This is a genomic window from Novosphingobium kaempferiae (assembly GCF_021227995.1).
In the GTDB taxonomy this organism is placed as follows: Bacteria; Pseudomonadota; Alphaproteobacteria; order Sphingomonadales; family Sphingomonadaceae; genus Novosphingobium; species Novosphingobium kaempferiae.
Genome location: NZ_CP089301.1, coordinates 4,840,621 through 4,861,095 on the forward strand (window position 1 = coordinate 4,840,621; position 20,475 = coordinate 4,861,095).

Annotated in this window: 26 protein-coding genes and 1 pseudogene; 14 read left to right on the forward strand and 13 right to left on the reverse strand. The window is 62.5% G+C overall.

Annotated elements, in window-relative coordinates:
- Positions 1–119 precede the first annotated feature (119 nt).
- The 4 genes from LO787_RS21950 to LO787_RS21965 form a co-directional block, all read right to left on the reverse strand.
- Positions 120–758, reverse strand: a complete 639-nt coding sequence (locus LO787_RS21950) for a glutathione S-transferase family protein (protein WP_232496393.1) — start codon at positions 756–758, stop codon at positions 120–122.
- 67 nt (positions 759–825) lie between these two features.
- A complete protein-coding gene (locus LO787_RS21955; RefSeq protein ID WP_232493104.1) occupies positions 826–2,553 on the reverse strand; it encodes a thiamine pyrophosphate-binding protein in 1,728 nt (575 codons plus the stop codon).
- Positions 2,554–2,592: 39 nt separating this feature from the next.
- A complete protein-coding gene (gene budC / locus LO787_RS21960; protein WP_232493105.1) occupies positions 2,593–3,351 on the reverse strand; it encodes a meso-2,3-butanediol dehydrogenase in 759 nt (252 codons plus the stop codon).
- Positions 3,352–3,551: 200 nt separating this feature from the next.
- The gene (locus tag LO787_RS21965) at positions 3,552–3,734 is read right to left on the reverse strand and encodes a DUF3008 family protein (protein ID WP_232493106.1); all 183 of its coding nucleotides are present in this window, start codon (positions 3,732–3,734) and stop codon (positions 3,552–3,554) included.
- A gap of 593 nt (positions 3,735–4,327) precedes the next feature.
- Between LO787_RS21965 and LO787_RS21970 the strand changes: the two genes are divergently transcribed.
- From LO787_RS21970 to LO787_RS26250, 5 genes and pseudogenes are all read left to right on the forward strand, one after another.
- Positions 4,328–4,495, forward strand: coding sequence for a DUF1328 family protein (locus LO787_RS21970; RefSeq protein WP_232493107.1), 168 nt, complete (start codon positions 4,328–4,330; stop codon positions 4,493–4,495).
- A 191-nt stretch (positions 4,496–4,686) separates the two neighbouring features.
- A complete protein-coding gene (locus LO787_RS21975) occupies positions 4,687–5,130 on the forward strand; it encodes a hypothetical protein (RefSeq protein ID WP_232493108.1) in 444 nt (147 codons plus the stop codon).
- On the forward strand, positions 5,127–5,270 hold the full coding sequence (locus LO787_RS21980; RefSeq protein WP_232493109.1) for a hypothetical protein: 144 nt from the start codon (positions 5,127–5,129) through the stop codon (positions 5,268–5,270). Before LO787_RS21975 ends, LO787_RS21980 begins: the two co-directional genes overlap by 4 nt.
- Positions 5,271–5,303: 33 nt before the next feature.
- Entirely contained in the window at positions 5,304–6,047 is a 744-nt protein-coding gene (locus LO787_RS21985) for a cation efflux transmembrane domain-containing protein (RefSeq protein ID WP_232493110.1), read from the forward strand.
- Positions 6,048–6,146: 99 nt separating this feature from the next.
- Positions 6,147–6,326 (forward strand): annotated as a pseudogene (locus tag LO787_RS26250) (DUF2254 family protein); the annotation flags it as partial.
- Here the strand turns inward: LO787_RS26250 and LO787_RS26255 are convergent.
- On the reverse strand, positions 6,317–6,622 hold the full coding sequence (locus LO787_RS26255; protein WP_420847829.1) for a hypothetical protein: 306 nt from the start codon (positions 6,620–6,622) through the stop codon (positions 6,317–6,319). The pseudogene LO787_RS26250 and the gene LO787_RS26255 sit on opposite strands and share 10 nt — an antisense overlap.
- On the opposite strand from LO787_RS26255, the gene LO787_RS26260 reads away from it, so the two are divergent.
- Both LO787_RS26260 and LO787_RS21995 read left to right on the forward strand, forming a co-directional pair.
- Positions 6,518–6,802, forward strand: a complete 285-nt coding sequence (locus LO787_RS26260) for a hypothetical protein (RefSeq protein WP_420847771.1) — start codon at positions 6,518–6,520, stop codon at positions 6,800–6,802. The genes LO787_RS26255 and LO787_RS26260 overlap by 105 nt on opposite strands.
- The gene (locus LO787_RS21995; protein ID WP_232496434.1) at positions 6,685–6,972 is read left to right on the forward strand and encodes a hypothetical protein; all 288 of its coding nucleotides are present in this window, start codon (positions 6,685–6,687) and stop codon (positions 6,970–6,972) included. The genes LO787_RS26260 and LO787_RS21995 overlap by 118 nt, the downstream gene beginning before the upstream one ends.
- 10 nt (positions 6,973–6,982) lie before the next feature.
- Here the strand turns inward: LO787_RS21995 and LO787_RS22000 are convergent, their stop codons facing one another.
- The 4 genes from LO787_RS22000 to LO787_RS22015 all read right to left on the reverse strand — a co-directional run bounded on the left by LO787_RS22000 (position 6,983) and on the right by LO787_RS22015 (position 10,997).
- A complete protein-coding gene (locus tag LO787_RS22000; protein ID WP_232493111.1) occupies positions 6,983–8,281 on the reverse strand; it encodes a PQQ-dependent sugar dehydrogenase in 1,299 nt (432 codons plus the stop codon).
- Positions 8,278–8,727 (reverse strand): DUF2231 domain-containing protein, encoded by a 450-nt coding sequence (locus LO787_RS22005; protein WP_232493112.1) that lies wholly within the window; start codon positions 8,725–8,727, stop codon positions 8,278–8,280. Before LO787_RS22005 ends, LO787_RS22000 begins: the two co-directional genes overlap by 4 nt.
- A 72-nt stretch (positions 8,728–8,799) precedes the next feature.
- Entirely contained in the window at positions 8,800–10,410 is a 1,611-nt protein-coding gene (locus tag LO787_RS22010; protein WP_476739351.1) for a L,D-transpeptidase family protein, read from the reverse strand.
- On the reverse strand, positions 10,326–10,997 hold the full coding sequence (locus LO787_RS22015) for a murein L,D-transpeptidase catalytic domain family protein (RefSeq protein ID WP_232493113.1): 672 nt from the start codon (positions 10,995–10,997) through the stop codon (positions 10,326–10,328). Before LO787_RS22015 ends, LO787_RS22010 begins: the two co-directional genes overlap by 85 nt.
- Before the next feature lie 175 nt (positions 10,998–11,172).
- Between LO787_RS22015 and LO787_RS22020 the strand changes: the two genes are divergently transcribed.
- Both LO787_RS22020 and LO787_RS22025 read left to right on the forward strand, forming a co-directional pair.
- A complete protein-coding gene (locus LO787_RS22020) occupies positions 11,173–11,628 on the forward strand; it encodes a DoxX family protein (protein ID WP_232493114.1) in 456 nt (151 codons plus the stop codon).
- A 76-nt stretch (positions 11,629–11,704) separates the two neighbouring features.
- Positions 11,705–13,111: a dihydrolipoyl dehydrogenase gene (locus LO787_RS22025; RefSeq protein ID WP_232493115.1), complete on the forward strand. Its 1,407-nt coding sequence runs from the start codon at positions 11,705–11,707 to the stop codon at positions 13,109–13,111.
- Between the two features lie 7 nt (positions 13,112–13,118).
- On the opposite strand, the gene gstA is transcribed toward LO787_RS22025, so the two are convergent.
- The 3 genes from gstA to LO787_RS22040 all read right to left on the reverse strand — a co-directional run bounded on the left by gstA (position 13,119) and on the right by LO787_RS22040 (position 14,954).
- Positions 13,119–13,709: a glutathione transferase GstA gene (gstA, locus tag LO787_RS22030; RefSeq protein ID WP_232493116.1), complete on the reverse strand. Its 591-nt coding sequence runs from the start codon at positions 13,707–13,709 to the stop codon at positions 13,119–13,121.
- Positions 13,710–14,430: 721 nt separating this feature from the next.
- A complete protein-coding gene (locus LO787_RS22035; RefSeq protein ID WP_232493117.1) occupies positions 14,431–14,682 on the reverse strand; it encodes a hypothetical protein in 252 nt (83 codons plus the stop codon).
- 89 nt (positions 14,683–14,771) lie between these two features.
- Positions 14,772–14,954, reverse strand: coding sequence for a DUF6771 family protein (locus tag LO787_RS22040; protein ID WP_232493118.1), 183 nt, complete (start codon positions 14,952–14,954; stop codon positions 14,772–14,774).
- Positions 14,955–15,428: 474 nt separating this feature from the next.
- Between LO787_RS22040 and LO787_RS22045 the strand changes: the two genes are divergently transcribed.
- The 4 genes from LO787_RS22045 (at position 15,429) to LO787_RS22060 (ending at position 19,508) form a co-directional block, all read left to right on the forward strand.
- Positions 15,429–16,037, forward strand: a complete 609-nt coding sequence (locus LO787_RS22045) for a DedA family protein (protein ID WP_232493119.1) — start codon at positions 15,429–15,431, stop codon at positions 16,035–16,037.
- Positions 16,030–16,557: an MgtC/SapB family protein gene (locus LO787_RS22050; protein WP_232493120.1), complete on the forward strand. Its 528-nt coding sequence runs from the start codon at positions 16,030–16,032 to the stop codon at positions 16,555–16,557. The genes LO787_RS22045 and LO787_RS22050 overlap by 8 nt, the downstream gene beginning before the upstream one ends.
- Before the next feature lie 119 nt (positions 16,558–16,676).
- Positions 16,677–17,891 carry a GGDEF domain-containing protein gene (locus tag LO787_RS22055; protein ID WP_232493121.1) on the forward strand — a complete coding sequence of 405 codons (1,215 nt, stop codon included), beginning with the start codon at positions 16,677–16,679 and terminating at the stop codon, positions 17,889–17,891.
- Positions 17,892–18,230: 339 nt separating this feature from the next.
- Entirely contained in the window at positions 18,231–19,508 is a 1,278-nt protein-coding gene (locus tag LO787_RS22060) for a PAS domain-containing sensor histidine kinase (RefSeq protein ID WP_232493122.1), read from the forward strand.
- A 20-nt stretch (positions 19,509–19,528) separates the two neighbouring features.
- Here LO787_RS22060 and LO787_RS22065 read toward each other — a convergent pair whose 3' ends face one another.
- Positions 19,529–19,747 (reverse strand): hypothetical protein, encoded by a 219-nt coding sequence (locus tag LO787_RS22065; protein WP_232493123.1) that lies wholly within the window; start codon positions 19,745–19,747, stop codon positions 19,529–19,531.
- 251 nt (positions 19,748–19,998) lie between these two features.
- On the opposite strand from LO787_RS22065, the gene LO787_RS22070 reads away from it, so the two are divergent.
- Positions 19,999–20,433: a GNAT family N-acetyltransferase gene (locus LO787_RS22070; RefSeq protein WP_232493124.1), complete on the forward strand. Its 435-nt coding sequence runs from the start codon at positions 19,999–20,001 to the stop codon at positions 20,431–20,433.
- Positions 20,434–20,475 lie beyond the last annotated feature (42 nt).

Below are 20,475 nucleotides of genomic sequence, written 5' to 3' on the forward strand. Positions count from 1 at the left end.
TAGCAAGGCCGGAATCACGTAACCGGATTGATTGGACCGCCTATGGTGGTTGCCGCAGCTGCTGGGGACGATCCTTCTGGCGACAGAGCCGTCAACCAACCCGCAGACCGGTGCAGTTGTCAGGCGAAGCGATACGGGCCGCCGCGTTCGAGCGCAGCCTGATAGGCCGGCCGCGCGTGGATCTTGTCGAGCCAAGCGACGGTCGCCGGGCGCCCGATGTCGAGCCCGCCGCGATCGCGTGCCGCTTCGAGCGGGAAGCTCATCATGATGTCGGCGGCGGTGAACGTATCGCCTGCGAACCATGGCCGATACGAGAGTTCATGTTCGACGAAATCGAGGTGGACGTCGATCATCGGCTGCAGCTTCTTCTGTGCGGTCTTGCCGAGGAGCGGGATACGCCCCAGCACCAGATTGACCAGCAACGGTGGCATCAGTGAGCCTTCTGCATAATGCAGGAACTGGCGATAGAGCAGCGCTGCATCCTCGCCGTACGGCTTGCCCAGCCGTCCGTCCGCTTTGGTCGTGATGTATTCGACGATTGCACCGGTCTCGGCGATGATCCGCTCGGCGCCGGAAGGGTCGCGATCGACGATGACCGGCGATTTGCCGAGCGGATGAATGCGCCGCAATTCCGGCGGTGCCAGCATCGTCCTGGGATCGCGTTCGTAGCGCTTCACCTCGTATGGCAGGGCCAGCTCTTCCAGCAGCCACAGGACGCGCTGTGAACGCGAGTTTTCCAGATGGTGGACGACGATCATCGTTGCATGGCTCTCCGCCGGATATCCTCGAAATGCCAACGGACGGCAGGCGACAAGGTTGCTGCCCTCAGCCCCGCCGCGTCAAAGCACCGAACGCCTGCTTGACCTTGGAAATGCCGAACCGGAGCGCCTGAGCGGGATCGATATGCGGCATGGCGGGGATCTCGTCAGGATTGACGACGGCATGGAGGATCGCCGGGCCGGGTTCGGCCAGCCACGCATCCACCGCGGCAGTGAGCTCGTGCGGCTTTCGTGCCGTAAATCCACGCGCGCCGCAGGCAATTGCGAAGGCGGCGAAGTCCAGATTCGGGAAGGATGCGCCTTCGCTCGGCGGCACCCCCGCACCCTCCATTTCGAGATGAACAAGCCCCCAGGCACTGTTGTCGTAAACCACGACCTTGACCGGCAGCTTGTGCTCGACCGCCGTCATGAATTCACCGAGCAGCATGGTGAAACCGCCGTCTCCTGCATGAAGGATGACCTGCCGGGAGGTGTCCAGCGCCTGCACCCCGTTGGCGATCCCCATTCCGGTGCCCACGGCGGCATTGTTGAACGAGCCCGTGACCTGCTGTCGTCCGCTCTGGCGCAGCCAGTTTGCAGCCCAGAGCGTGACCTCGCCGGTGTCCGTGACCCACACCGCATCGTCGGCGGCACGATCGCTGACCGCGCGGGCGACCGCCTGCGGATGGAGGAGGTCGGGCGAGCGATCGAGCGCGGCCTTTTCATCCAGCATCGCGTCCCACTTGGCCCTGTCGGCATTGACGGCATCAAGAAAGGCGGTGTCGCGCCGCTGTGGCAGCGCGTCGAGAAGCATGCGCAGGGCGGGGCGCACCGATCCGACGATACCGAGGGTAACGGGAGTGCGGCGACCCAGCGCGAAGGCCCGCTCGTCGATTTGCACCACGCGTGTCTTGGTGGGCAGGAATTCGGAATAGGGATAGTCGGTGCCCAGCATCAGCATGAGGTCTGCCTTGTGCAGAGCATCGACGCCGGGGCGGCCGCCGATCAGGCCGACGCCGCCGATCCAGCGCGGATCGTCGTAGGGCAGGATGTCCTTGCCGCGATAGGTGTGCATCAGGGGTGCGTTGAGGCGGTCGGAAAGGACCTTCAGTTCATCGGCCGCGCCATGGCAGCCAAAGCCGCACAGGACGGCCACGGTCCTGGTCTCGCCGATCATCTGCGCCAGCGCGGCGATGTCGGCCCCTGCCGGAGCAACTTCGGGTCGGGGACGCAAGGTGGCGATGCTCGGCACTGGCGCCGATACTTTCGCGGCGAAGACCTCGGGTGGAATGGAGATATGCGCGACGCCGCGCTCGCCATAGGCATGCGCGATCGCCTGCTGGATCACCGCTGCCGCCTGGTCGGGAGAGGCGATGATCTCGCTGTACACCCCGACGTCGCGGAACAGCGCGACCGGATCGTCCTCCTGCAGGTAATCGCTGCCCCGCTTGGCCGTGGCGACGCCGCCCGAGATCGCAAGGACCGGGGCATGATCCTTGCGGGCCTCGTAAAGTCCGGCGACGAGGTGGTTTGCGCCGGGGCCGGTGGTACCGCAGCATACGCCGAGGCGTCCCGTGACCTTGGCCTGGCCCGCGGCAGCCAGCGCGGCGCCTTCTTCATGGCGCACGCCGATCCAGCGGACCTTGTCCTGGCGGCGAATCGCGTCAGTGAACGGATTGAGCGCATCGCCGACGATACCGAAGACATGATGCGCTCCGATCTCATCGAGCGTGGCGACAAGCAGTTCGGCGACAGTAGGGGACTTGGGGGTAAGGGACATGGGAGTGAGGGACATGGGCGTACTCCTGAAGGCTCCGGGAAGGCTCTGCGCGGATCAGGCGGGCTGACCGTTGGAAGCGGAGATGCCCGCATCGACGGGAAGGATCGCACCGGTAACCAGCGCGGCGTCGTCGGATGCGAGGAAGGCGACCGGGCCGGCGATATCCTCGGCCTTCGCATGCCTGCCAAGCGCCGAGCGCTCGTGGAACTTCGCGATCAGCGCGTCGTCGTCGAGCATGTCCCTGGTCAGGTCGCTTTCGGTGAGGGCGGGGGCGACGGCGTTGACGCGAATGCCGAATTTGCCGAGGTCGAGCGCCAGCGCGCGCGTGAAGTTTACCACCGCGCCCTTGGCGGCGTTGTAGGCGGTCATGTCCCAGTCGCCGCCGGTGCCCGATACCGAAGCGGTGTGAACGATGCAGCCCTTGCTCGCCTTCAGGTGCGGCAGTGCCAGCTGCGCGCAGTGAAATGGACCATCGACGTCAATCGCCATCGTCTGGCGCCAGTCGTCGGGAGTGGTGTCCTCGAAGGACTTCATCACCGCGATGCCCGCGTTGGAGTGCAGTACATCGATGCTGCCGAACTTCGCGACGGTTTCCTCGACCATCCGCGCCACGTCGTCCCGCGAGGACACGTCTGCCACGCATACCAGCGTGCGGGCCGGATCGAGATCGGCAGCGACCGCCTCAAGCTTCTCGCGGGTTCGGGCAACGAGCGTGACGTTCGCGCCTTCCTGCGCGAACCGGCGGGCGCAGGCGGCGCCGATACCCGAACTGGAGCCAGTGACGATGACGGTCCTGCCGCTGAAACGGTTCATGAAAGAGCTGTCCTTGCTGCTGGGCGCACCGGCATTTCAGCGCAGGCGCCGACATGGGAGGAGGGCCGGCTCCAATAGGGGCCGCCCCGGGAGAATTGGGCAATGTCGGGGAGACATCGCGCGGTCGAATTTCCAACCTTCCCACCAGCCATGAGGTTCCTTGCATTGATCGGGCCATCCGTTGCGCCGATCAGAACACCTCAGTCCTTGTGCTCAGGCAGCCCCTTGCGCCTGGTCGAGGCAAGATACTCAAGCTGCTCTTCGCTCATGGTTTTCACCATGTCCCTGGACGCGCCTTGCAATTTCGACTTGGGCGTTTCGCCGCGCTTGGCGGACAGCGCCGCTCCGGCGGCCTTTTGCTGGGCTTTGGATCGTGCGGGCATGATCGATCTCCTTCAGTTACAAGCAACGCACACCTGCGCAACTTGGTCCCTCAGGATGTTTTGACGAGAAAGGTGGTCGCCAAGGCTTATCGTATTTTCGAAGGTGCCGGCTTTGAGATGGCGTGAAGGGACCAGACGATCGAGGCGTCTTGCCGTTTGTCCAGTATTCGCGGTCCCCGACCGGCCAGATCTAGTATCGTGAAAGGCTTGTCGAGAAGCTCGACACCTGGATCAAGTTTTCCGTTACGAGTGATAACGTCAGGCGCATAGCCTGAAGTGTGGAGAACGGAGATGCCAACCTGAATTCTTTGTGCCTCAATTGCGAGTTCGCTTCCGGACATCTTTGGCATGATGACATCAGTGAGAAGCAGTTCAATCCTGCTATCCTGACAACGCAAGAGGGCAATGGCGGAGAGTCCGTCCGCTGCTTCAATAACGCCGTCACTGCGGATTCAGCGGGTTGGGGGGATGGATGGAAACCTCGAGATGGCCTTGCGATGAAATGCACGTGGAACGTTCAGAATGCCCGCATGTTCTGAGGTCTGAGCTCGTCGGAAGGATCGACGTAGTGCTTCAGAAATGGGAGATCGCTGATGTTTCGCTGGGCCATCATTTTCGCCGTTGTCGCAGTCCTGGCTGCGCTGCTGGGTTTCGGGGGGGTGGCCGGCCTTTCCGCAGGCCTTGCCAAGATCTTCCTGATCGTGGCGGTCGTCGTTCTGGTTCTCGGTTTCTTGTTCGGACGCGGTACCAGGGCCCCCTGAACGAGTCCCAAATCCCGTGAGAGCTTGCGCCCCAATCCCCTCCATCCGGGGAATGGGGCGCAAACAGTTTGGGCACGCTTCGCTCGCGAACCTCGATTTCGCAGCATGGGCGAAGGGGAACCCCTAGGGCGAAACAACATCGCATGCCGCTCGTTCGCCAGGAAAATTCCGCAGTGGAGGTTGGAGGTGCGATGAAGAGATTGTTCACTGGCCTGCTTCTCTTGCTGCCTGCGTGTCAGGCTCTACCTCAGGATGCGCGCGGCACGCTCGCGCGGATCGAGCATACGCGGAAATTCACCGTTGGCATGATCGCCGGCAGCGAGCGCGGACCGGAAACTGATCAGCTCATCCAAAGAATTGAACATGCCTCCAACGCGCGCGCCGAGCGCTCGCTAGGTGAAGCGGACGTCCTGTTGAGCGCCCTTGCCGATGGTCAGATCGATCTGGTGGTCGGGGCCTTTGCAAAGGATAGCCCTTGGAAGACCGAGGTCAGCTTCGGACCATCTCTGAAAGTAGCGGGCGAGGGGGGGCACGCGATCGAAATGAAAGCGGCCATGCGCAACGGCGAGAACCGCTGGATCATGCTTGTCGAACGCGCTTCGCGCGACAGTACTGGCCGGGCGAGGATCCGATGAGCAACAGTCTGCCGGATGAGCTGCGCGATACGATGCGTGCCGCGATCAGGCTGGAGTATTGGAACCTGTTCTGGACCGCGACCATCATCGTGACCATGGGTCTGGTGCTGGGCCAGAGCGAGACGATGAAGACAGCCTAGGTTGAGGATACTCTGGGCGTCGTGCCGCCCATCATGTTCCTGATCGCCGCGAAGATGGAGCTCGGCGGGCAACGATCCAGGAAATTTCCCTTCGGGTTCGAGCGGGTAAACGGCCTTGGGTTCTTCGCAGCCGCCGTAGCGCTTACCGCGGTCGGAGTGCTGCTGCTGTACAATGCAGCGACAGCACTGATCGCCGCCGAACACGCGACTGTCGGCTCGATGGTCGTACTGGACCATGATCTCTGGATCGGCTGGCTGATGATCGCGGCGCAGTTGTATTCGCTTGTCCCGCCGATGCTGATCGGCCGCAGGGAACTGCCGCTTGCGGAAAAGCTCAATGACAAGCTGCTACATACCGACGCGCTCATGAACAAAGCGAACTGGTTGACCGGCGCTGCCGGGCTCGCCGGCATTCTCGGACTTGGGCTTGGCTGGTGGTGGGCGGACTCGGTTGCAGCAGCGCTTATCTCCGTCGATGTCATCAGTGACGGCGTCAAGGCGCTCCGCTCCTCGACCGCGGAACTGATCGACGGATCGCCCCGTGCTCTGTCCAGCCCGCGATTGTCCGGTGAAGCGCTGGAGCTCGAAAAGCGGCTTTGCAGCGAGTTTCCTTCTGCAACCATTCGCCTTCGCGAAACGGGACGGCTGATCCGGGCCGAGGTCCACGGCATACATCCGCCATCCGAAGCACGTCATCCGCGCCACTACTGGCCGGGGCCCCAGGACCGCGCCTGGCGTCTGGCGCAGGTGAGCTTCATCCCGCCGATCCCGGACTGACGGAAGCATAGGTCGTACTGCACGCCCACACGGGGACGAATTCATGTTCGCCAAGCTACGTTCAAGCTGGTTCGCCATTCGCACCAGCTGCTGGTTCTGGTGCTTGGCCTTGTCCATCTCGACTGGGCCGGCGCAACCGAATGGCTCGCTGACGCGCATTGGATCGTCCCGGCGAGGCAGAATGGTGCAAGCAATACGCTTGCCGTGCTGGCGGGCTCGGTCATCGGTGTCGCCTCGACCGTGTTCTCGATCACCATCGCCGCAGTTGCCTATGCCAGCGGAACGTTCGGTCGACGGCTGCTCAACAACTTCATGGAGGACAAGGGCAACCATTCAGTCTGGCGACGTTCATCGGCACTTTCGTTTATGCGATATCGGTGCTGCAGGCAGTGCGCACGGCAGGTGAGGATGGCTATGCCTTCGTACCGGGCCTCCCTTGCGCTGGCGTCGACGTTTTCAGCCGACGGCTCATGGCCTTCAGCGCCGCCCATGAGGTGCTCTTGCAGCAAAGCTGGATGGAAGCGCGGATCGACGGGGTGGTTGCCAAGGTTCTCGGCAAGTCGGGCGTTGACCATTTCGTGCTGGTCGACGGCCCACCATTACGATCGGCCCACGCGCAGTGCTTGGGCTTTTGCTGTTGCTGCATGAACTTGCCACCAGTGCCGTCGAGTATGGCAAGCTATCCAGCGGAGGTGGGCTGGTCACCCTGCGTCGGAGTTGCGAAGACGCTGCCGACAACCCGGGTTTCAGGCTGACGTGGCTGGAGGCAGGCGGGCCGTCGGTCACCGAGCCCGGCCGCAAGGGCTTCGTTTCGCGTCTCATTTCCATGGGGCTGCTTGGCAGTGGCCACGTCGATCTGCGCTGTGCGCCAGGCGGCCTCGAAGCCGTGTTCGAGGCGCCGCTCAGTCGCATGCAGTCGGAATAGGGCAGGGGGCTCAGTCTGCGCGAGTAACTCGCCATACGGTGTTCGAAAGGTCGTCGGCGATCAGCAGCGCCCGACGCTGGGGATCGTAGGTGACGCCGACCGGGCGTCCGCGCGCCTTGCCCTCAGGCCCGATGAACCCCGTCACGAAGTTGCGGGGCTTGCCCGAGGGCCGACCATTGGTGAAGGGGATCCATACCACCTTGTAGCCTGCCAGCTGGCGGCGGTTCCAGCTGCCATGCTCACCCACGAAAGCGCCATCGGCGTAGTTTGCGCCAAACCCGCCGCCCGTAAGAAACGTCAGGCCAAGCGCCGCGACGTGTGAACCCAGCGCATAGTCCGGCGCGATAGCCTTGCGGACCATGTCAGGCTTCTGGGGGTGCACCCGCGGATCGACATGGCCGCCATAATAGCTGTAGGGCCAGCCGTAGAACGCTCCTGGTTTCACCGAGGTCAGATAGTCCGGCACAAGGTCGGCGCCCAGTTCGTCGCGTTCGTTGACAACCGTCCAGAGCGCCTGTGTTGCCGGATTGATTGCCAGTGCCGTCGGATTGCGGATGCCTGAGGCATACGTGCGATGTGAGCCGCTTTCGCGGTCGATTTCCCACACGACCGCGCGATCTTCCTCCACCGCCATCCCGCGCTCGCCAACATTGCTGTTCGAGCCGATGCCGACGTAGAGCCGAGAGCCGTCGGCGCTGGCGGTCAGGGACTTGGTCCAGTGATGGTTGGGATTGGCGGGCAACTTCGTCACCACTTCGCCGGGCGCATCGATGCGTGTTTCTCCGTCGCGATAGGGAAAGCGCAGCAGGGCGTCCTGATCGGCGATATAGAGGTCAGACCCGACAAGCGCCATGCCGTACGGCGCGTTCAGCTTGCCGATGAGAACGGTCCGGAGTTCATACTTTCCATCGCCATCGCTGTCGTGCAGCAGGGTGATACGGTCGCCGCCCTTCGTGCCGCTCTTGCCAAGGCTCTTGATATAGCCCGCGATGACGTCCTTGGGGCGCAGTTTGGGCGCACTGCCACCAAGCCCCTCGGAAACCAGAATGTCGCCGTTGGGAAGAACGAGCGTCTGGCGTGGAACCTTGAGGCCGGTGGCGATGGGCGCAATGGCGAATCCCCTGGGCACATGGGGAGTGGCGCCGTTCCAGCCTGCGGGGCTGGCGATCTTCATCGGCGGGATCAGCGTCTGGTTCTGATCGGGCAGCGCCGGGCGCGGACCGGTCTGATCGAGATCGGGCGCCTTGTCGCAGGCGGCAAGGGCGAGCGGCGCGGCAAGGCTGAGCGCGGAGAGGACGACGCGGTTCATGCTCGCACCTCACGGGAAACGGCATAGCCAATCCAGCCCGCTGCCAGCGCCAGCACGGCGGAGATGACGGAAAGGGTAAGGCCGGTCATGCCGACCGAGCTCCATCCGTCATGGCTGTGCTGAAACGCATTGACGAGGCCGACGACGAAAAGCAGCGCCAGGATCGCCGAGAACCAGCCTCGTCCCACGCTTTCTCGTTCCACGCGGCGCGCAAGCATGCCGATCAGCGCCCAGGCCAGGGCCAGGCCGGTGAATACCAGTGCTCCGGCGATCAGCCAGGATGCAAAGTTCGACCACTGCATTTCCGAGCTGTTGAGATAGGTGATGTCCGCAAGCAGCGCGCCGGGAAACAGTGCCACCGGGAAAGCGAGCAGGATCGCATGAAGCGGGTGCAGCGCGATCCGCACTGCGCTGGAATGGGCTGAGGGCAGGTTGAATTCCTTCAACGCTTCATTGGGAAGCTACGAGCAGAAAATGCGCCGATCGGCGAAGAGTTGCCTGTCGGCTCCATCACTGCCTTACGGCCCGACGTCGCCGCCGCTGGCGCGCAACGGGTGGCTGGTCCCGGCGTCGAAGCCCAGCGCAGTCGCGACGCTCTCGTTCCGGCCATAGGGATCGGAGCGGATGACCGGCTCACCATCATCGCCGAACAGGACGGTATCATAAAGGAGACGGACTGGAATTTCGCGCGGCAGCGGTACAAAGGTTTCCTTGCCGGTGGCGCGGGCGCGATGCCATTCGTCAAGGACGCCTTGGTCCTTCGCCAGCATCTCGGCAAAGCCAAGGGCATCCTCCACGCGCACGCAGCCATGGCTCCGCTGCCGCTGCACTTCCTGGAAGAGCTGCTTGGCCGGGGTGTCGTGCAGGTAGATCTGGTGCTCATTCTTCATGTCGAACTTGACGAGGCCCAGCGAGTTCTTCGGACCCGGCTGCTGCACGATCCAGCCGTCCTTCCACGCCATGTTGTTGCGGCGCAGGTAGGCGCTGCCCTTGCCGGCGATCTCCTTGCTCTGGATCGAGCGAGGGACTGTCCATGTCGGGTTGGCGACCAGGCGATAGATCGGCGAACCGAGTTGCGGCGTCTGGTTCTCCGGTTCGCCGACGACGACCTTGCGGGTATCGACCATTTTGCCATCGCGCCAGTAGGTCAGGCGGCCCGCAGCGACATTGACGTCGATGCGCGTCTCGGGCGGATCGCGCTCCAGCCAGCGCATCCGTTCCATGGCGACCGCGATCTCGCGGGCCTTGTCGGCATCGGAGAGGTTGAGGATTTCCAGCGCATCCTTGCCGATGACGCCGTCAGGCTTGATGCCGTAGTCGGCCTGCATGCGCTGCACGGCCTTGACCATCGCAGGAGAATAGCGCTTGCCTTGCGCTTGACCGGCGTCGAGGTAGTCCGACGCGACAAGCTGGCGGGCGATCTGTGCCACCCGCTTATCGGTTTCGCCGGGTTTCAGCGGTTCGCTGTTCTGCGCAATGGCGGGGGTGGCCGCGTCCCTTTTGCCGCGAAGCGACATGTAGGTTTTCGAAAGGCGCTGGTAGCCCTCAGCCCGCGGTGCGAGACCGTCCAGCCAACTCTTGAGGTCGCCATCCTTCAAAGCCCTGGCAAGGCCGGGGAGGAGGTTCGGGTCAGGCCTCGGAACAGAATAGACGTCGTAGAGCTTCTTCGGATCGCTGGCGCCGCGCGCCAGCGCCGATGCGTAGCGCAAGGCACTTTCGGTCAGCGCGCGATCACCGTCCGCATTGCCGGGTCGGCCATCGATCGCGAAATTCAAATTGTCGAGGCCATGCGCGGCCCGTCTGTCGATCGCGGCGCGCAGATCGCCCAAGGCCGCATCGTTCCAATGAACGTCTTCGATGCTCACGGCCGGTGCCGGGGCGTCGGGCTTCTCGGAGCCGGACCCGCATGCGGTCAGCGCGACAGTCACGGCAAGCAGCGAGGAAACGATCAACCGATTGCGCACATGGATCTCCTTGGATGACGCCAGGGACAACCGCCAGACATGTCGGACGTTGCTCGCCCGCCTGATTTTTAGATCGAAGTTCAGCTTCTTGCCGCGAAGATCATCCGGCCTTTGCCCAGGAACGAGAAGACCTCGTCGAGCTTGTTCTCTCCCACCGCAAAACACCCCTGGCTGCGACCGAGCTTGCCATGCGCCTTGATCATCTCGTCGTTCGCGTACCACGCGCTATGCACGACGACCGCACGATCAAGGGCATTGCTGTTGGTGGCGTCGAGCCCGATAAGCCTTTGCGAACGGCCATGCTTGCCGACGTAGTAGTCATCGGTCAGATAGGCCCCTTCGCTTGATGCGTTCGATCCGAACGCGTTGGAGAAGCGTTCGAGGTATCCGGTGTGATGCGGATCGGAACCCGACCCATGCGCGACGAGGAGGCGCATGGCCCGGCCATCTTCCACGTCGAGAAAATGCATCCGTGCATCAGACGACGGCGCGGAAAAGTCCACGATCGCGATACGGTCGCGCTGCCTGATCCGGTCGCCATACCGGTCAAGCGAAGCGAGGGCCTTGCGCAGCAGCGCAGGATTGACGGTCGAAAATGCTGCGCGCGCTCCATCTTCGCGCACCATCGCCGGAACGCTGGCAGAACCTGCATGCTGCGGGATAACCAGAGCGGCAAGCGGCGAAGTCGAACGCAAAGGCGAAGAGGAGCGCGAGCATGAAGCGACCGCTACTGCGGCACCGGCAAGCATCATCGCCCTGCGATTCATTATGATATCATGCTGGGCCATAGCCAATATATAAGGACGATATCGGTCAGATTTAAGAGGTGTTTTCTTAATTAAATCATAGAGATGTGGTCATTTTTGCACAGATTTCATGGAAGGCGGGGAAGAGCTTTGCCACTGCTCCGTCAAGGGGAGATGAGCCATGGACGCCCGTACTTCCGAAGCAGCATCGCCCGGACCGTTTCCGACCGTCCGTGGCGTGTTGCGATTGCTGTTCGCGCTCGCCTTTGCCTTCGCGGGATACAAACACGTTGCGGCCCCTGACGGTTTCGTGGCGATCACACCGGGCTGGGTGCCTCGTCCGGCGTTCGCAGTATGGGCAACGGGATGGTGCGAAATTGCCGGCGCCGCAGGTCTGGTTGTTCCCCTGCGCTGGTCAACGGCGGCGTATCGGACCGCCTCCATCGCTTTGGCAGTCTATGCCCTGTGCGTATGGCCGGCAAATTTCAACCACGCGCTCCATGACATTCCGATCGCGGGCGTTCACCTTTCCTGGTGGTACCATGGACCCAGGCTGGCCTTCCAGCCCGTGCTGATATGGGCTCTCCTGTGGGCGGGAGATGTCATCGACTGGCCATTTGCGAGGCCTCGCCGGTGAATACGGGCGGGAGAGGGAACAGGCTCTCGTAATGCCGGTTGGACAGGAGACCGGCAATGAAGGATGCATCCCCCACATGGCAAATATCTCCTGCGACGTTGCAATCATCGGTGCAGGGACCGCCGGTCTCGCGGCGGAACGCGCCGCGCGCAGGCAAGGCGCAAGGACGCTGCTGATTGATCCGGCGTTCGACGGGACAACGTGCACCAATGACGGATGCATGCCTTCCAAGCTGCTCATCGCCGCCGGCAATGCCGCCCATGCTGCTACGCATGCTGCGCTCTTCGGCATCGACTGCGTCGTGAGGGTCGACGGGGCAGAGGTCTTCGCGCGGCTGCAGCATGAACGCGAAGGCTTCATCGCCGGCGTGCGCAGGTCCTTGGAGAGCTTGCCCGCGGACGTCATGCACAAAGGGCGTGCCCGCTTCCTTGGCCCGACAACGATCGGGGTCGATGACGGGACGATCGTCGATGCCGGGGCGGTGGTAATCGCCTCTGGCGCCATGCCAAGTGTTGCCGATTTCCTGCACGGGCTGGAACGGCGGGTTCTGACGAATGAGACACTGTTCGACCTGAAAGCACTGCCGCCCTCCTTGGCTGTTATCGGTGCCGGGCCGCTGGGTCTGGAATTGGCCCAGGCGCTGGCCCGGCTTGGCGTGGACATCGCGGTGTTCGACGAGGGCGACCGACCCGCCGGAGTGACGGATCCGGCAATCGCGCAAGTCCTTCTCGACATTCTCGATGATGAATTCCCGATTCATCTCGGTGTGCAGTTGACAGCCAAGCCCGATCCGTCGGGTGTGTCGCTTTCATGGACGGGGCAAAGCCGTGGGGAGGGCGTGTTCAGTCATGTCCTCGCCGCTACAGGACGACCTCCGGTGCTGAACGGTCTTCATCTTGAAGCCTCGGGGCTTGCCCTTGATGAGCATGGTGCGCCCAACTTCGATCCGGCCACTATGCGATGCGGCGATGCGCCGATCTTCATGGCTGGTGATGTCAACCACGCGCGCCCGGTATTGCACGAGGCGCAGGCGGACGGGACGATAGCGGGTCGCAATGCCGCCTGCTTTCCCGATAGCGTGCCCGGCCGGCGCATGGTGCCTTTTTCGATCATGTTCACCGATCCGCCCCTGGCAAGCATCGGCGATCTTGATGGCAAGGATAGCGTGATCGCAAGTGCGTCCTACGCGGACCAGGGGCGCGCAAAGGTCGAAGGCGTGAACCGGGGACTGGCACGTCTCCACGCCGACCCGGTGAGCGGGAAACTGATCGGTGCGATCCTTGCGACGCCGGCGGCCGAGCACATCGCCCATTTCCTCGTCATGGCTATCGACCGGGGGCTGACGGCGAGCGAGATACTGGCCCTTCCGTTCTATCATCCCACCTTCGAGGAAGGCCTCAAGCCCGCGCTGCGCGAGATTTGTTCGCGGACCGGCGGTCCCGTCGCCATGGAGCGCGACGACGGGTTTCTCGCAGGGGCCTGAGGACGAGCTAGTCCAGGCCTTCCTCTGACAGAGCCTGCCGTATCGACGGCCGCTGGGTCAGCTGGTCGAAATAGCGGGTGAGGGCATTCGGCAGAGGCAGCCTGGCCTTCTTCTGCGCCCACATCAGCATCACGAAGAGGTAGCAGTCTGCCGTAGTGAAGGTGTCGCCGACGATGTAGTCGCGTTCAGCCAGCTGTGCCTCGAGGTAGGCGAAGCGCCTGGCCAGATTGTCTCCTGCTGCCTTCTTCGCTTCATCGCTGCTGTCCGGCATGAAGAACGGCTTGAAGCCCTTGTGCACTTCGGTCGAGATGAAGGCGATCGTCTCCAGCATTTTCCAGCGGTCTCCCGGCGATGCTGCGATCTTCTCGGATCGATCCGCAAGATAGCTGAGAATGGCAATGTTTTCGGTGAGGATGCTGCCGTCGTCGAGGGCAAGGGCGGGAACGTAGCCCTTGGGATTTATCGTTGTGTAGTCGCTGTCGGTCTCGGTCCGCTTTTCCTTCAGGTCGACCTTTTCCGGAGTGAACGGCAAGCCGGCTTCGACGATAGCGATATGGTCGGCCAGGCTGCAGGCGCCCGGGGCATAGTAGAGCTTCATGGGACAGGTCCTCTCTTCTGTTGATCGGTGTGGGCAGCGTGGGAAGTTCGGTTCAGGTAATAATCGGCTGTGCCAGGATCGCTGCGCATCCCTTTCCCAGTAACGCAAACAGGCCAGTGGCGTGGCCGATCTTGGCGATCAGCGCAGGCAGTGCGAATTCGAGCCGGGCTTCGCCAAAGGCTATCCGGCCGCTGACCACAGGAGGTTTGGCCGCGACGGTCCGGTCACGACATGCGCAGAAGCGCCGGCATCGTCACCGGTGTGTGCTTCGGCCCGGCGCGCAATATTGTATGGATTGACAGTGGCGCCGCGACGCCCGGGCCGCATCGTCAGGTCGAACTGGACCTATCCTTGCAGTCTCATCGACGCGCCGCGCCTGCTCGGCGGAGACGCGGACTTACACCCCGTCGCGCAGAGCGTCATCAGCTGCGGCGAGAAACTGCTCGACTATAACTTTCGCATTAGCAGCCCGCGCTCGGCGTAGCGCTGAGGCGGTGACTGGTCCGGCCGGTTCCCGTTCCCGCTGCATTACTCAAGATCGGCCAGCGTGGGAGGCTGGTTTACGACACGGGCTCGGTGTGCATCCCGATCCAACGCGACAAACCGGCCAGAAAAACGATCGAAACGTGTTCCGGCCTGTCTCAGCCATGAACGCATGGGATGGGCTCCGCTGCACTGTCGGCGTCGACGGGCAAGGCCTTGAAAATACCGCCCAACTCGATCAGGCCTGAGTGCGCGTCGGCTCTGCGAAGCCGGCCGGCTGCGCGGCGGGTGCCTTCGATGCATCACGGCCTTCCGTGTACCTCTTGTAGGCATAGCCTCCGGCAACCGCGGCGATCAGGCCGAGCGGTCCCATTCTCCGCAGCAAGGTCGGGGCGGCCAACCCGAGCAGGGCGCCGGTGGTTCCGTTGACGCCGCGGACGTGTTCGGCCGCCTTGTTACCCGCGATCGCGCTGAATACTCTGCCAAGCATTGGGGTCTCTCCTTCAGCTCTATCAAAGGCAGACCCCCGGGAATTGTTCCGGCAATCTCGGGCGACAAGCGTTCCGGCCGACTGCCGTATCAGCCTGCCGCGTCGCCCGAAGGATCCTTGTCCGCATGCTGGAGGGCTGCGGCGATCATCGCCGCGAGAGTTTCCTCGGCGCGCGCACGAATGGCGTCATCCCTGGCCTCCAGATCGCGGCGAACCCACTGCGGGGCACGCTCGATCACAGCGAGAATGGTGGAAGTGGTCACGGTCGCCATTCCCTGCCTATGAACGATTGATCCGACATGTGTCCAGCCGGATGGATGGCCCGACGATTGCCGCCCATAGGATCCTGATAATGCCACAGCGACGGTCGACGCTCGACAACGCCGTTGCCCGCTACCACCAATCGGATCCCGCGAGCGCCAGGCCACATCGATCCGACGGGTGTGGATAAGTCGGAATATAAGCAGTGCACAATGCGTGCAGACTGGGCCGATACTCGGGGGATTGCTCGATCGTCATTGGTGCCGGCTGTCGCTGCAATGGCCAGGGATTGAGCGCGTGGCCAATGTCGCGCGCTCGAAAAAACGGTCTGCTCCGACGGCAACCTGCAGCGGCGGGGACGAGAAGAGTGCGGGGCGGGGATGGGAACGGTGTGGCGCAAAGCCTGTTAGAGGTGAAACGCACGCGGCTCTGACGGTCAGGCGGCGATCCGCGTGTAATCGTCCTGGACGGGGAGAGCAGCGCTTATGACCGAATGGCTCACCGGCATTGTCGAAGAACTGGGATACTGGGCCATCGCGCTGCTCATGCTGCTCGAGAATGTCTTTCCCCCCATACCCTCCGAGGTCATCATGCCGCTGGCTGGCTACACGGCGGCCGAGGGCGGTCTAAATCTCGCGCTTGTCATCCTCGCCGGCACTCTCGGCACGGTCGGCGGAGCCGCTTTCTGGTGGTGGTTGGCAAGCCGGTACGGCGAGCGGAGACTGAAGGCCTTGGCGGACCGCCATGGCCGCTGGCTCACGTTGTCAGCGGGCGACATAGACCGCATCGACGACTGGTTTGACCGCCATGGATCCTGGGCAATTCCTTTTGCTCATGTGGTTCCCGGATTGCGCACGCTGATCTCGATTCCGGCAGGCATGTTCGGAACCCGCTTCACCCGCTTCATCGTCCTGACGACACTGGGATCTGCTGTGTGGAACAGTCTTCTGGCGGGAGCCGGATACGTTCTGGGCAAGCAGTTCTCAGCCGTCGATCGCTACCTGGGGCCTGCTGGCCTGGGGATCATGGCCGCAGTCCTGGTGTACTATCTCTATCGCGTCATCACGTTCCGCCCGGGTACGAAAGATGCTTGAAGACGACCTGCCCACGACCCTGATGAGGCTCGGTCTTGCGACGGTTCTGGGTCTTGCCCTGGGCTTCGAACGCGAGCGCCGTGGCCACGATGCGGGCTTACGCACGCATGGACTTGTCGCGCTGAGTTCGGGGATGCTGACCTTGTCGGCGCTGGAACTCGTCGAGCACCACGCCGAGGGCGATCCCGTTCGCGTCATACAGGGGCTCGCGCAGGCGATTGGCTTTATCGCCGGAGGCCTCATTTTCGTGCGCGGCGGAGATGTGCGCAATATGACGACTGCGGCAAGCCTGTGGATGGCTGCGGCCGTGGGAATCACCGCCGGGGCCGGTCAGTACATCCTCGTCCTCGCCGGCACAGCGCTTGCTCTCCTGCTGCTTGTCGCTGCTTCCCTTGTCGAACGCTGGTTTCCAGCAAAGGAAGATGCCCCCGAGAGTCAGCAGACGACGCAAATGCCGAACCGCCGCGGCGCTGCCGTTCCGCCTCCCGCGAGTGATCACCCGAACGGAAACGACGAGTAGGCGCGAGCTGCCCGCTGCAGGCCATGATAAGACTTCGCGCGTGAGCGGCCAAATCGCAACCATGCACAGCACGCCTCATTCTGGTCAAATCGTTAAGCCTGGTCCTGTATGATCGGTTGATGAAGAGACGATCCCCATCCCCTCGCGCCCGTCCGCAGGCGACGGTTTTTGGACAGGCGGCAGATGAACTGCTGCCGGAGGCCGTCTATCGCGACCTTCTTGCACCGCTCTTCGCGATGGCCATCCCAATCCTGGGGTTTGGCATTCTCTACGCCGTCGTAGGAACACTGGTCCTGGTAAGCTGGCACAGCGGGCCGGTTCTTGCGCTGGTCCTGTGCTCCAGCATGGTGACCGCCGTTCGCCTTGCGATCATTCGCGCGTATCACCGAGCAGGGGGCCTGGCTCAGGACATTCCTGCGCTGCGGCGGTGGGAGAATCGCTACACATGGGCAACATGTGCCTGTGCCGGCCTGATAGCGAGCCTCAATCTGGTGGCGCTCGCAGCGCCCGATCCCCTCGTCCATCTGGCCACGGTCAGCCTGATCTTCACCTTTGGCGCCGGGATCGTATCGCGCAATGCGGGCCGGCCCAAGCTCTGCTTGCTTGGCCAGACGATCACGGTTGTCCCGGTGTCGTTGGGAATGCTCGTGCACGCGACACGGATCGGTGCTCTGACCGTCACCGGACAGTTCTTCATACTTGAGGCTATTCTGCTTCTCGTCGTGGCCGCGATGAGCATCGAATCCGTCCGACATCTCTATCACTCTGCGCTCGAGCATCTGACGACCAAGCATGACTTGGGAAACCTGGCACGATACGATCCACTCACCGGCCTTGCCAACCGGTTGCTCGTGCGTGAATCGTTTTTCAAACAGGCGCTATCGTGCCGGATCGATCAGCAGATCGCCATTCACTATCTCGATCTGGACGGCTTCAAGGCGATCAACGACCAGTTCGGGCATCCCGTCGGAGACAGGCTGCTGATCCAGGTCGCCGCGCGATTGGGCGCTGCAGTGAGAGGCGATGACGTCATCGGCCGGCTGGGGGGCGACGAATTCGTGGTCCTTCAGCCCGGCGTCCTGCATGCGGATCAGGCGGAGCTTCTCGCGCGCCGCATTATCCGCCAACTTTCCGAGAGCTACCGTATCGACGATACGGAGATGCAGATTTCCGCCAGCGTCGGGATTTCACTTGCGCCGGTTCATGGTCTCGACCTCGACAGGCTTCTGCAATGTGCCGATGCAGCGCTGTATCGGTCCAAGAGGAAGGGCAAAGCGCAGGTTCATTTCTGTGAGGATCCAGCGCCTTCCAGCAGGGGCAGGGCAGTCGCGTAAGGCGTGGAGTTGAATGGCGGGCATTGGGACATTCTGTTCGGTCCGCTTTTGAGCATCGGATGGAAATAGCGGACGTTCCCCAACCTCGAAAGGCAGCTTTCGGGAGCACATCAGGGACAATCCGGAACAACATTTCTCAGGTACCCGCCCTCTCTGGCGGGGCTTCATTCATTGTAATTGAAGCGAGTTCAAGATCGTCCGAGGTTGGGCAGGAGGCGCAGGCAGCGACAACTCATTAGCGAGTTGCGCTTTCTACCCAAATGGGGATGTGTCAAAATCCCGTTGTTGAGTAGGCGTGTATTACGCGGCGGCTCAATACCTGGGGGCATAGCTTGCATCATGGAGCAGATGGCACCGTATCCACGAAATAGCGTGGACGTTGAAGCTATAACAACCGATTGCGAGCCAATGATCGCCGCGAGTTCTACCGAGCACCGCTTTGATCGCCTTCTCGAGTACATGCCGATCGCATTGTGGGAGGTAGACGCCCGCGCGCCGGGAGTCGTCTTCGAAAATCTGAAGGCGCAAGGTATCACAGACATAGTTTCATATCTTCACGACCACCCTGGCATTGTTGAACAGGCTTGCGATTCCGTTGTCGTTACCCGTGTAAACAGAGCAGCCGCGAGGATGTTTGGAGCGGCGAATGATGCCGAGCTGGTACAGCCGGTTCGGTATATGTTTGAAGCGACGCCGCAAGCGGCTGAACGAGTGATGGCTGCGCATTTCGACGGTCGACGCAATTACGTCGAAGAGATGCAGGTCAAGACGTTCGATGGGCGTATTGTCGAGGTTCTGCTTCTGGTCACCTACCCACAGCCGCCGGAAAATCTCGATACCACTTTCATCACCATGCAGGAGATCGGTGACCGTGTCGCTGCGGAGCGGCAACTGCGGCAGCTGCAGACGGACTTCGCGCACGCATCGCGGATATCGACATTGGGCGAACTGTCCACTTCCATCGCGCATGAGGTCAAGCAGCCTCTGGGCGCCATAATGCTGAATGGCGGGACTAGTCTGAGGAGACTGGCGCAAGTTAATCCTGATCTCGCCAAAGTACGACATCTGCTGGAAAAAATTATCGAGAGCGCTGGCCAGGCAACCGATATCATCGGTCGCATTCAGGCGATGGCGTCCAAGCAGGTGCCGAAAAGAGCGCAGGTATCGCTGAATTCGATCATGCGCGACGCGGTTCGGTTCGTGAACCAGGAATGTGTTGAGAAGGGCATTACAGTCCGCGAACTACTCTCGCCTGACGTGCCTCTGATTTGTGGCGACAGAATCCAGTTGCAGCAAGTGGCCGTCAATCTGCTGGTGAACGCGATCCATGCGATAGAACAACAATCGGGCGGTGCGATCCGGGAGATTTGCGTGCTTACGCATCTGACGGGCACCGGGCGGGTCGAATTCGTCGTCGCCGACAGTGGTCCCGGCGTCGCGCCGGAAAACATCGGGCGACTGTTCGACAGCTTCTTCACCACGAAGCCCGGTGGGATGGGCATCGGTCTGGCGATCTGCCGGACGATCATGCACGATCATGATGGGGAGATCGCGGCGACAAATCGTCCCGAGGGTGGATCTGCTTTCCGTTGCAGTCTGCCGGGAGATGGCAGCTGATGATCAGAGCCGGTGGGCGCTCACGAGCGGCGCCCGGAGCGCGGCGTGGTGAGCGAGGCGAGCGTCACGAAAGTCAGGGCGCCGGCGATCATGCTCACCGGAATCTGGTCCGCGATGCTTTGGACGACGGTAGATGCCCCGAACGCGAAGGGAAGCAGTATGGCCCACTGGGCGCGGCTGGGCTGCCCTTCCTTGCGCGGGCGATGGTCCTGACGTGCGATCCGGGCAATCAGTTTCACGTGGGCGTGGGCATAGCCGATACGCCGAGTATCATGCCCGCCCCGTACCCTCGACTTCTGGTATCGGTGGCTCAATGCCGCGTAACACGTGCCTGGAGCGGATCATGCGGTCGGACCTATGCCTACGTATGAGGGGATTTGACCACTGCCCACTCGTTGCCGCCAACCGAGGGCGATAGGATCAGGATATCATGGAGTTTAGTCGAGCCTGCCACGGACTGCGGCGCACCGGGATGAGGATGACATTGGCGATGATTACGATCAGCGAAATCGCTGCAGAGGCGGAGATACGTCGCTGCTTGCCGGTCATGCGGCTACTGAGGCCGCACCTCAAACCGGACGACGATGTGGTGGTCGGGCGTATCGTGAGACAGATGGCGGACGGCTATCGGCTCCTGGCCCTGCTCGACGGCGCCGAGGTACGCGCCCTCGCCGGATTTCGGTTTCAGGAGAACCTTGTCTTCGGCCGTTCGATCTACATCGACGATCTCGTCGTCGCGCCCGAAGCGCGTCGGCAGGGCCATGCGGAGACCATGCTCGCCAAGGTTCGCGAGATCGCGCTCCGGGCCGGTCTTCAGGTCGTCGCGCTCGATACCGCACTGGCGAATGTCGGTGCGCAGAAGGTGTACGAGCGCTGCGGCTATGAGACGGTAGCCTACCACCTGATCCAGCGTTTGCCGGATTGAGCGATAGGCCGGGAGCGACGGCAACGCTGCAGCTCCCGGCAC

Excerpts from the sequence above, each read along its gene's own strand:
- LO787_RS22035 (WP_232493117.1), bottom strand. The coding sequence starts at position 14,682 with ATGCTTGGCAGAGTATTCAGCGCGATCGCGGGTAACAAGGCGGCCGAA.
- LO787_RS26260 (WP_420847771.1), top strand. The coding sequence starts at position 6,518 with ATGGCCTTCAGCGCCGCCCATGAGGTGCTCTTGCAGCAAAGCTGGATG.
- budC (WP_232493105.1), bottom strand. The coding sequence starts at position 3,351 with ATGAACCGTTTCAGCGGCAGGACCGTCATCGTCACTGGCTCCAGTTCG.
- LO787_RS21970 (WP_232493107.1), top strand. The coding sequence starts at position 4,328 with ATGTTTCGCTGGGCCATCATTTTCGCCGTTGTCGCAGTCCTGGCTGCG.
- LO787_RS22020 (WP_232493114.1), top strand. The coding sequence starts at position 11,173 with ATGGACGCCCGTACTTCCGAAGCAGCATCGCCCGGACCGTTTCCGACC.
- LO787_RS22000 (WP_232493111.1), bottom strand. The coding sequence starts at position 8,281 with ATGAACCGCGTCGTCCTCTCCGCGCTCAGCCTTGCCGCGCCGCTCGCC.
- LO787_RS21950 (WP_232496393.1), bottom strand. The coding sequence starts at position 758 with ATGATCGTCGTCCACCATCTGGAAAACTCGCGTTCACAGCGCGTCCTG.
- LO787_RS22070 (WP_232493124.1), top strand. The coding sequence starts at position 19,999 with ATGATTACGATCAGCGAAATCGCTGCAGAGGCGGAGATACGTCGCTGC.
- LO787_RS21975 (WP_232493108.1), top strand. The coding sequence starts at position 4,687 with ATGAAGAGATTGTTCACTGGCCTGCTTCTCTTGCTGCCTGCGTGTCAG.
- LO787_RS22040 (WP_232493118.1), bottom strand. The coding sequence starts at position 14,954 with ATGGCGACCGTGACCACTTCCACCATTCTCGCTGTGATCGAGCGTGCC.
- LO787_RS26255 (WP_420847829.1), bottom strand. The coding sequence starts at position 6,622 with ATGGTCAACGCCCGACTTGCCGAGAACCTTGGCAACCACCCCGTCGAT.
- LO787_RS22055 (WP_232493121.1), top strand. The coding sequence starts at position 16,677 with ATGAAGAGACGATCCCCATCCCCTCGCGCCCGTCCGCAGGCGACGGTT.
- LO787_RS21980 (WP_232493109.1), top strand. The coding sequence starts at position 5,127 with ATGAGCAACAGTCTGCCGGATGAGCTGCGCGATACGATGCGTGCCGCG.
- LO787_RS22045 (WP_232493119.1), top strand. The coding sequence starts at position 15,429 with ATGACCGAATGGCTCACCGGCATTGTCGAAGAACTGGGATACTGGGCC.
- LO787_RS21985 (WP_232493110.1), top strand. The coding sequence starts at position 5,304 with ATGTTCCTGATCGCCGCGAAGATGGAGCTCGGCGGGCAACGATCCAGG.
- LO787_RS22050 (WP_232493120.1), top strand. The coding sequence starts at position 16,030 with ATGCTTGAAGACGACCTGCCCACGACCCTGATGAGGCTCGGTCTTGCG.
- LO787_RS21965 (WP_232493106.1), bottom strand. The coding sequence starts at position 3,734 with ATGCCCGCACGATCCAAAGCCCAGCAAAAGGCCGCCGGAGCGGCGCTG.
- LO787_RS22015 (WP_232493113.1), bottom strand. The coding sequence starts at position 10,997 with ATGATGCTTGCCGGTGCCGCAGTAGCGGTCGCTTCATGCTCGCGCTCC.
- LO787_RS21955 (WP_232493104.1), bottom strand. The coding sequence starts at position 2,553 with ATGTCCCTCACTCCCATGTCCCTTACCCCCAAGTCCCCTACTGTCGCC.
- gstA (WP_232493116.1), bottom strand. The coding sequence starts at position 13,709 with ATGAAGCTCTACTATGCCCCGGGCGCCTGCAGCCTGGCCGACCATATC.
- LO787_RS22060 (WP_232493122.1), top strand. The coding sequence starts at position 18,231 with ATGGAGCAGATGGCACCGTATCCACGAAATAGCGTGGACGTTGAAGCT.
- LO787_RS22025 (WP_232493115.1), top strand. The coding sequence starts at position 11,705 with ATGGCAAATATCTCCTGCGACGTTGCAATCATCGGTGCAGGGACCGCC.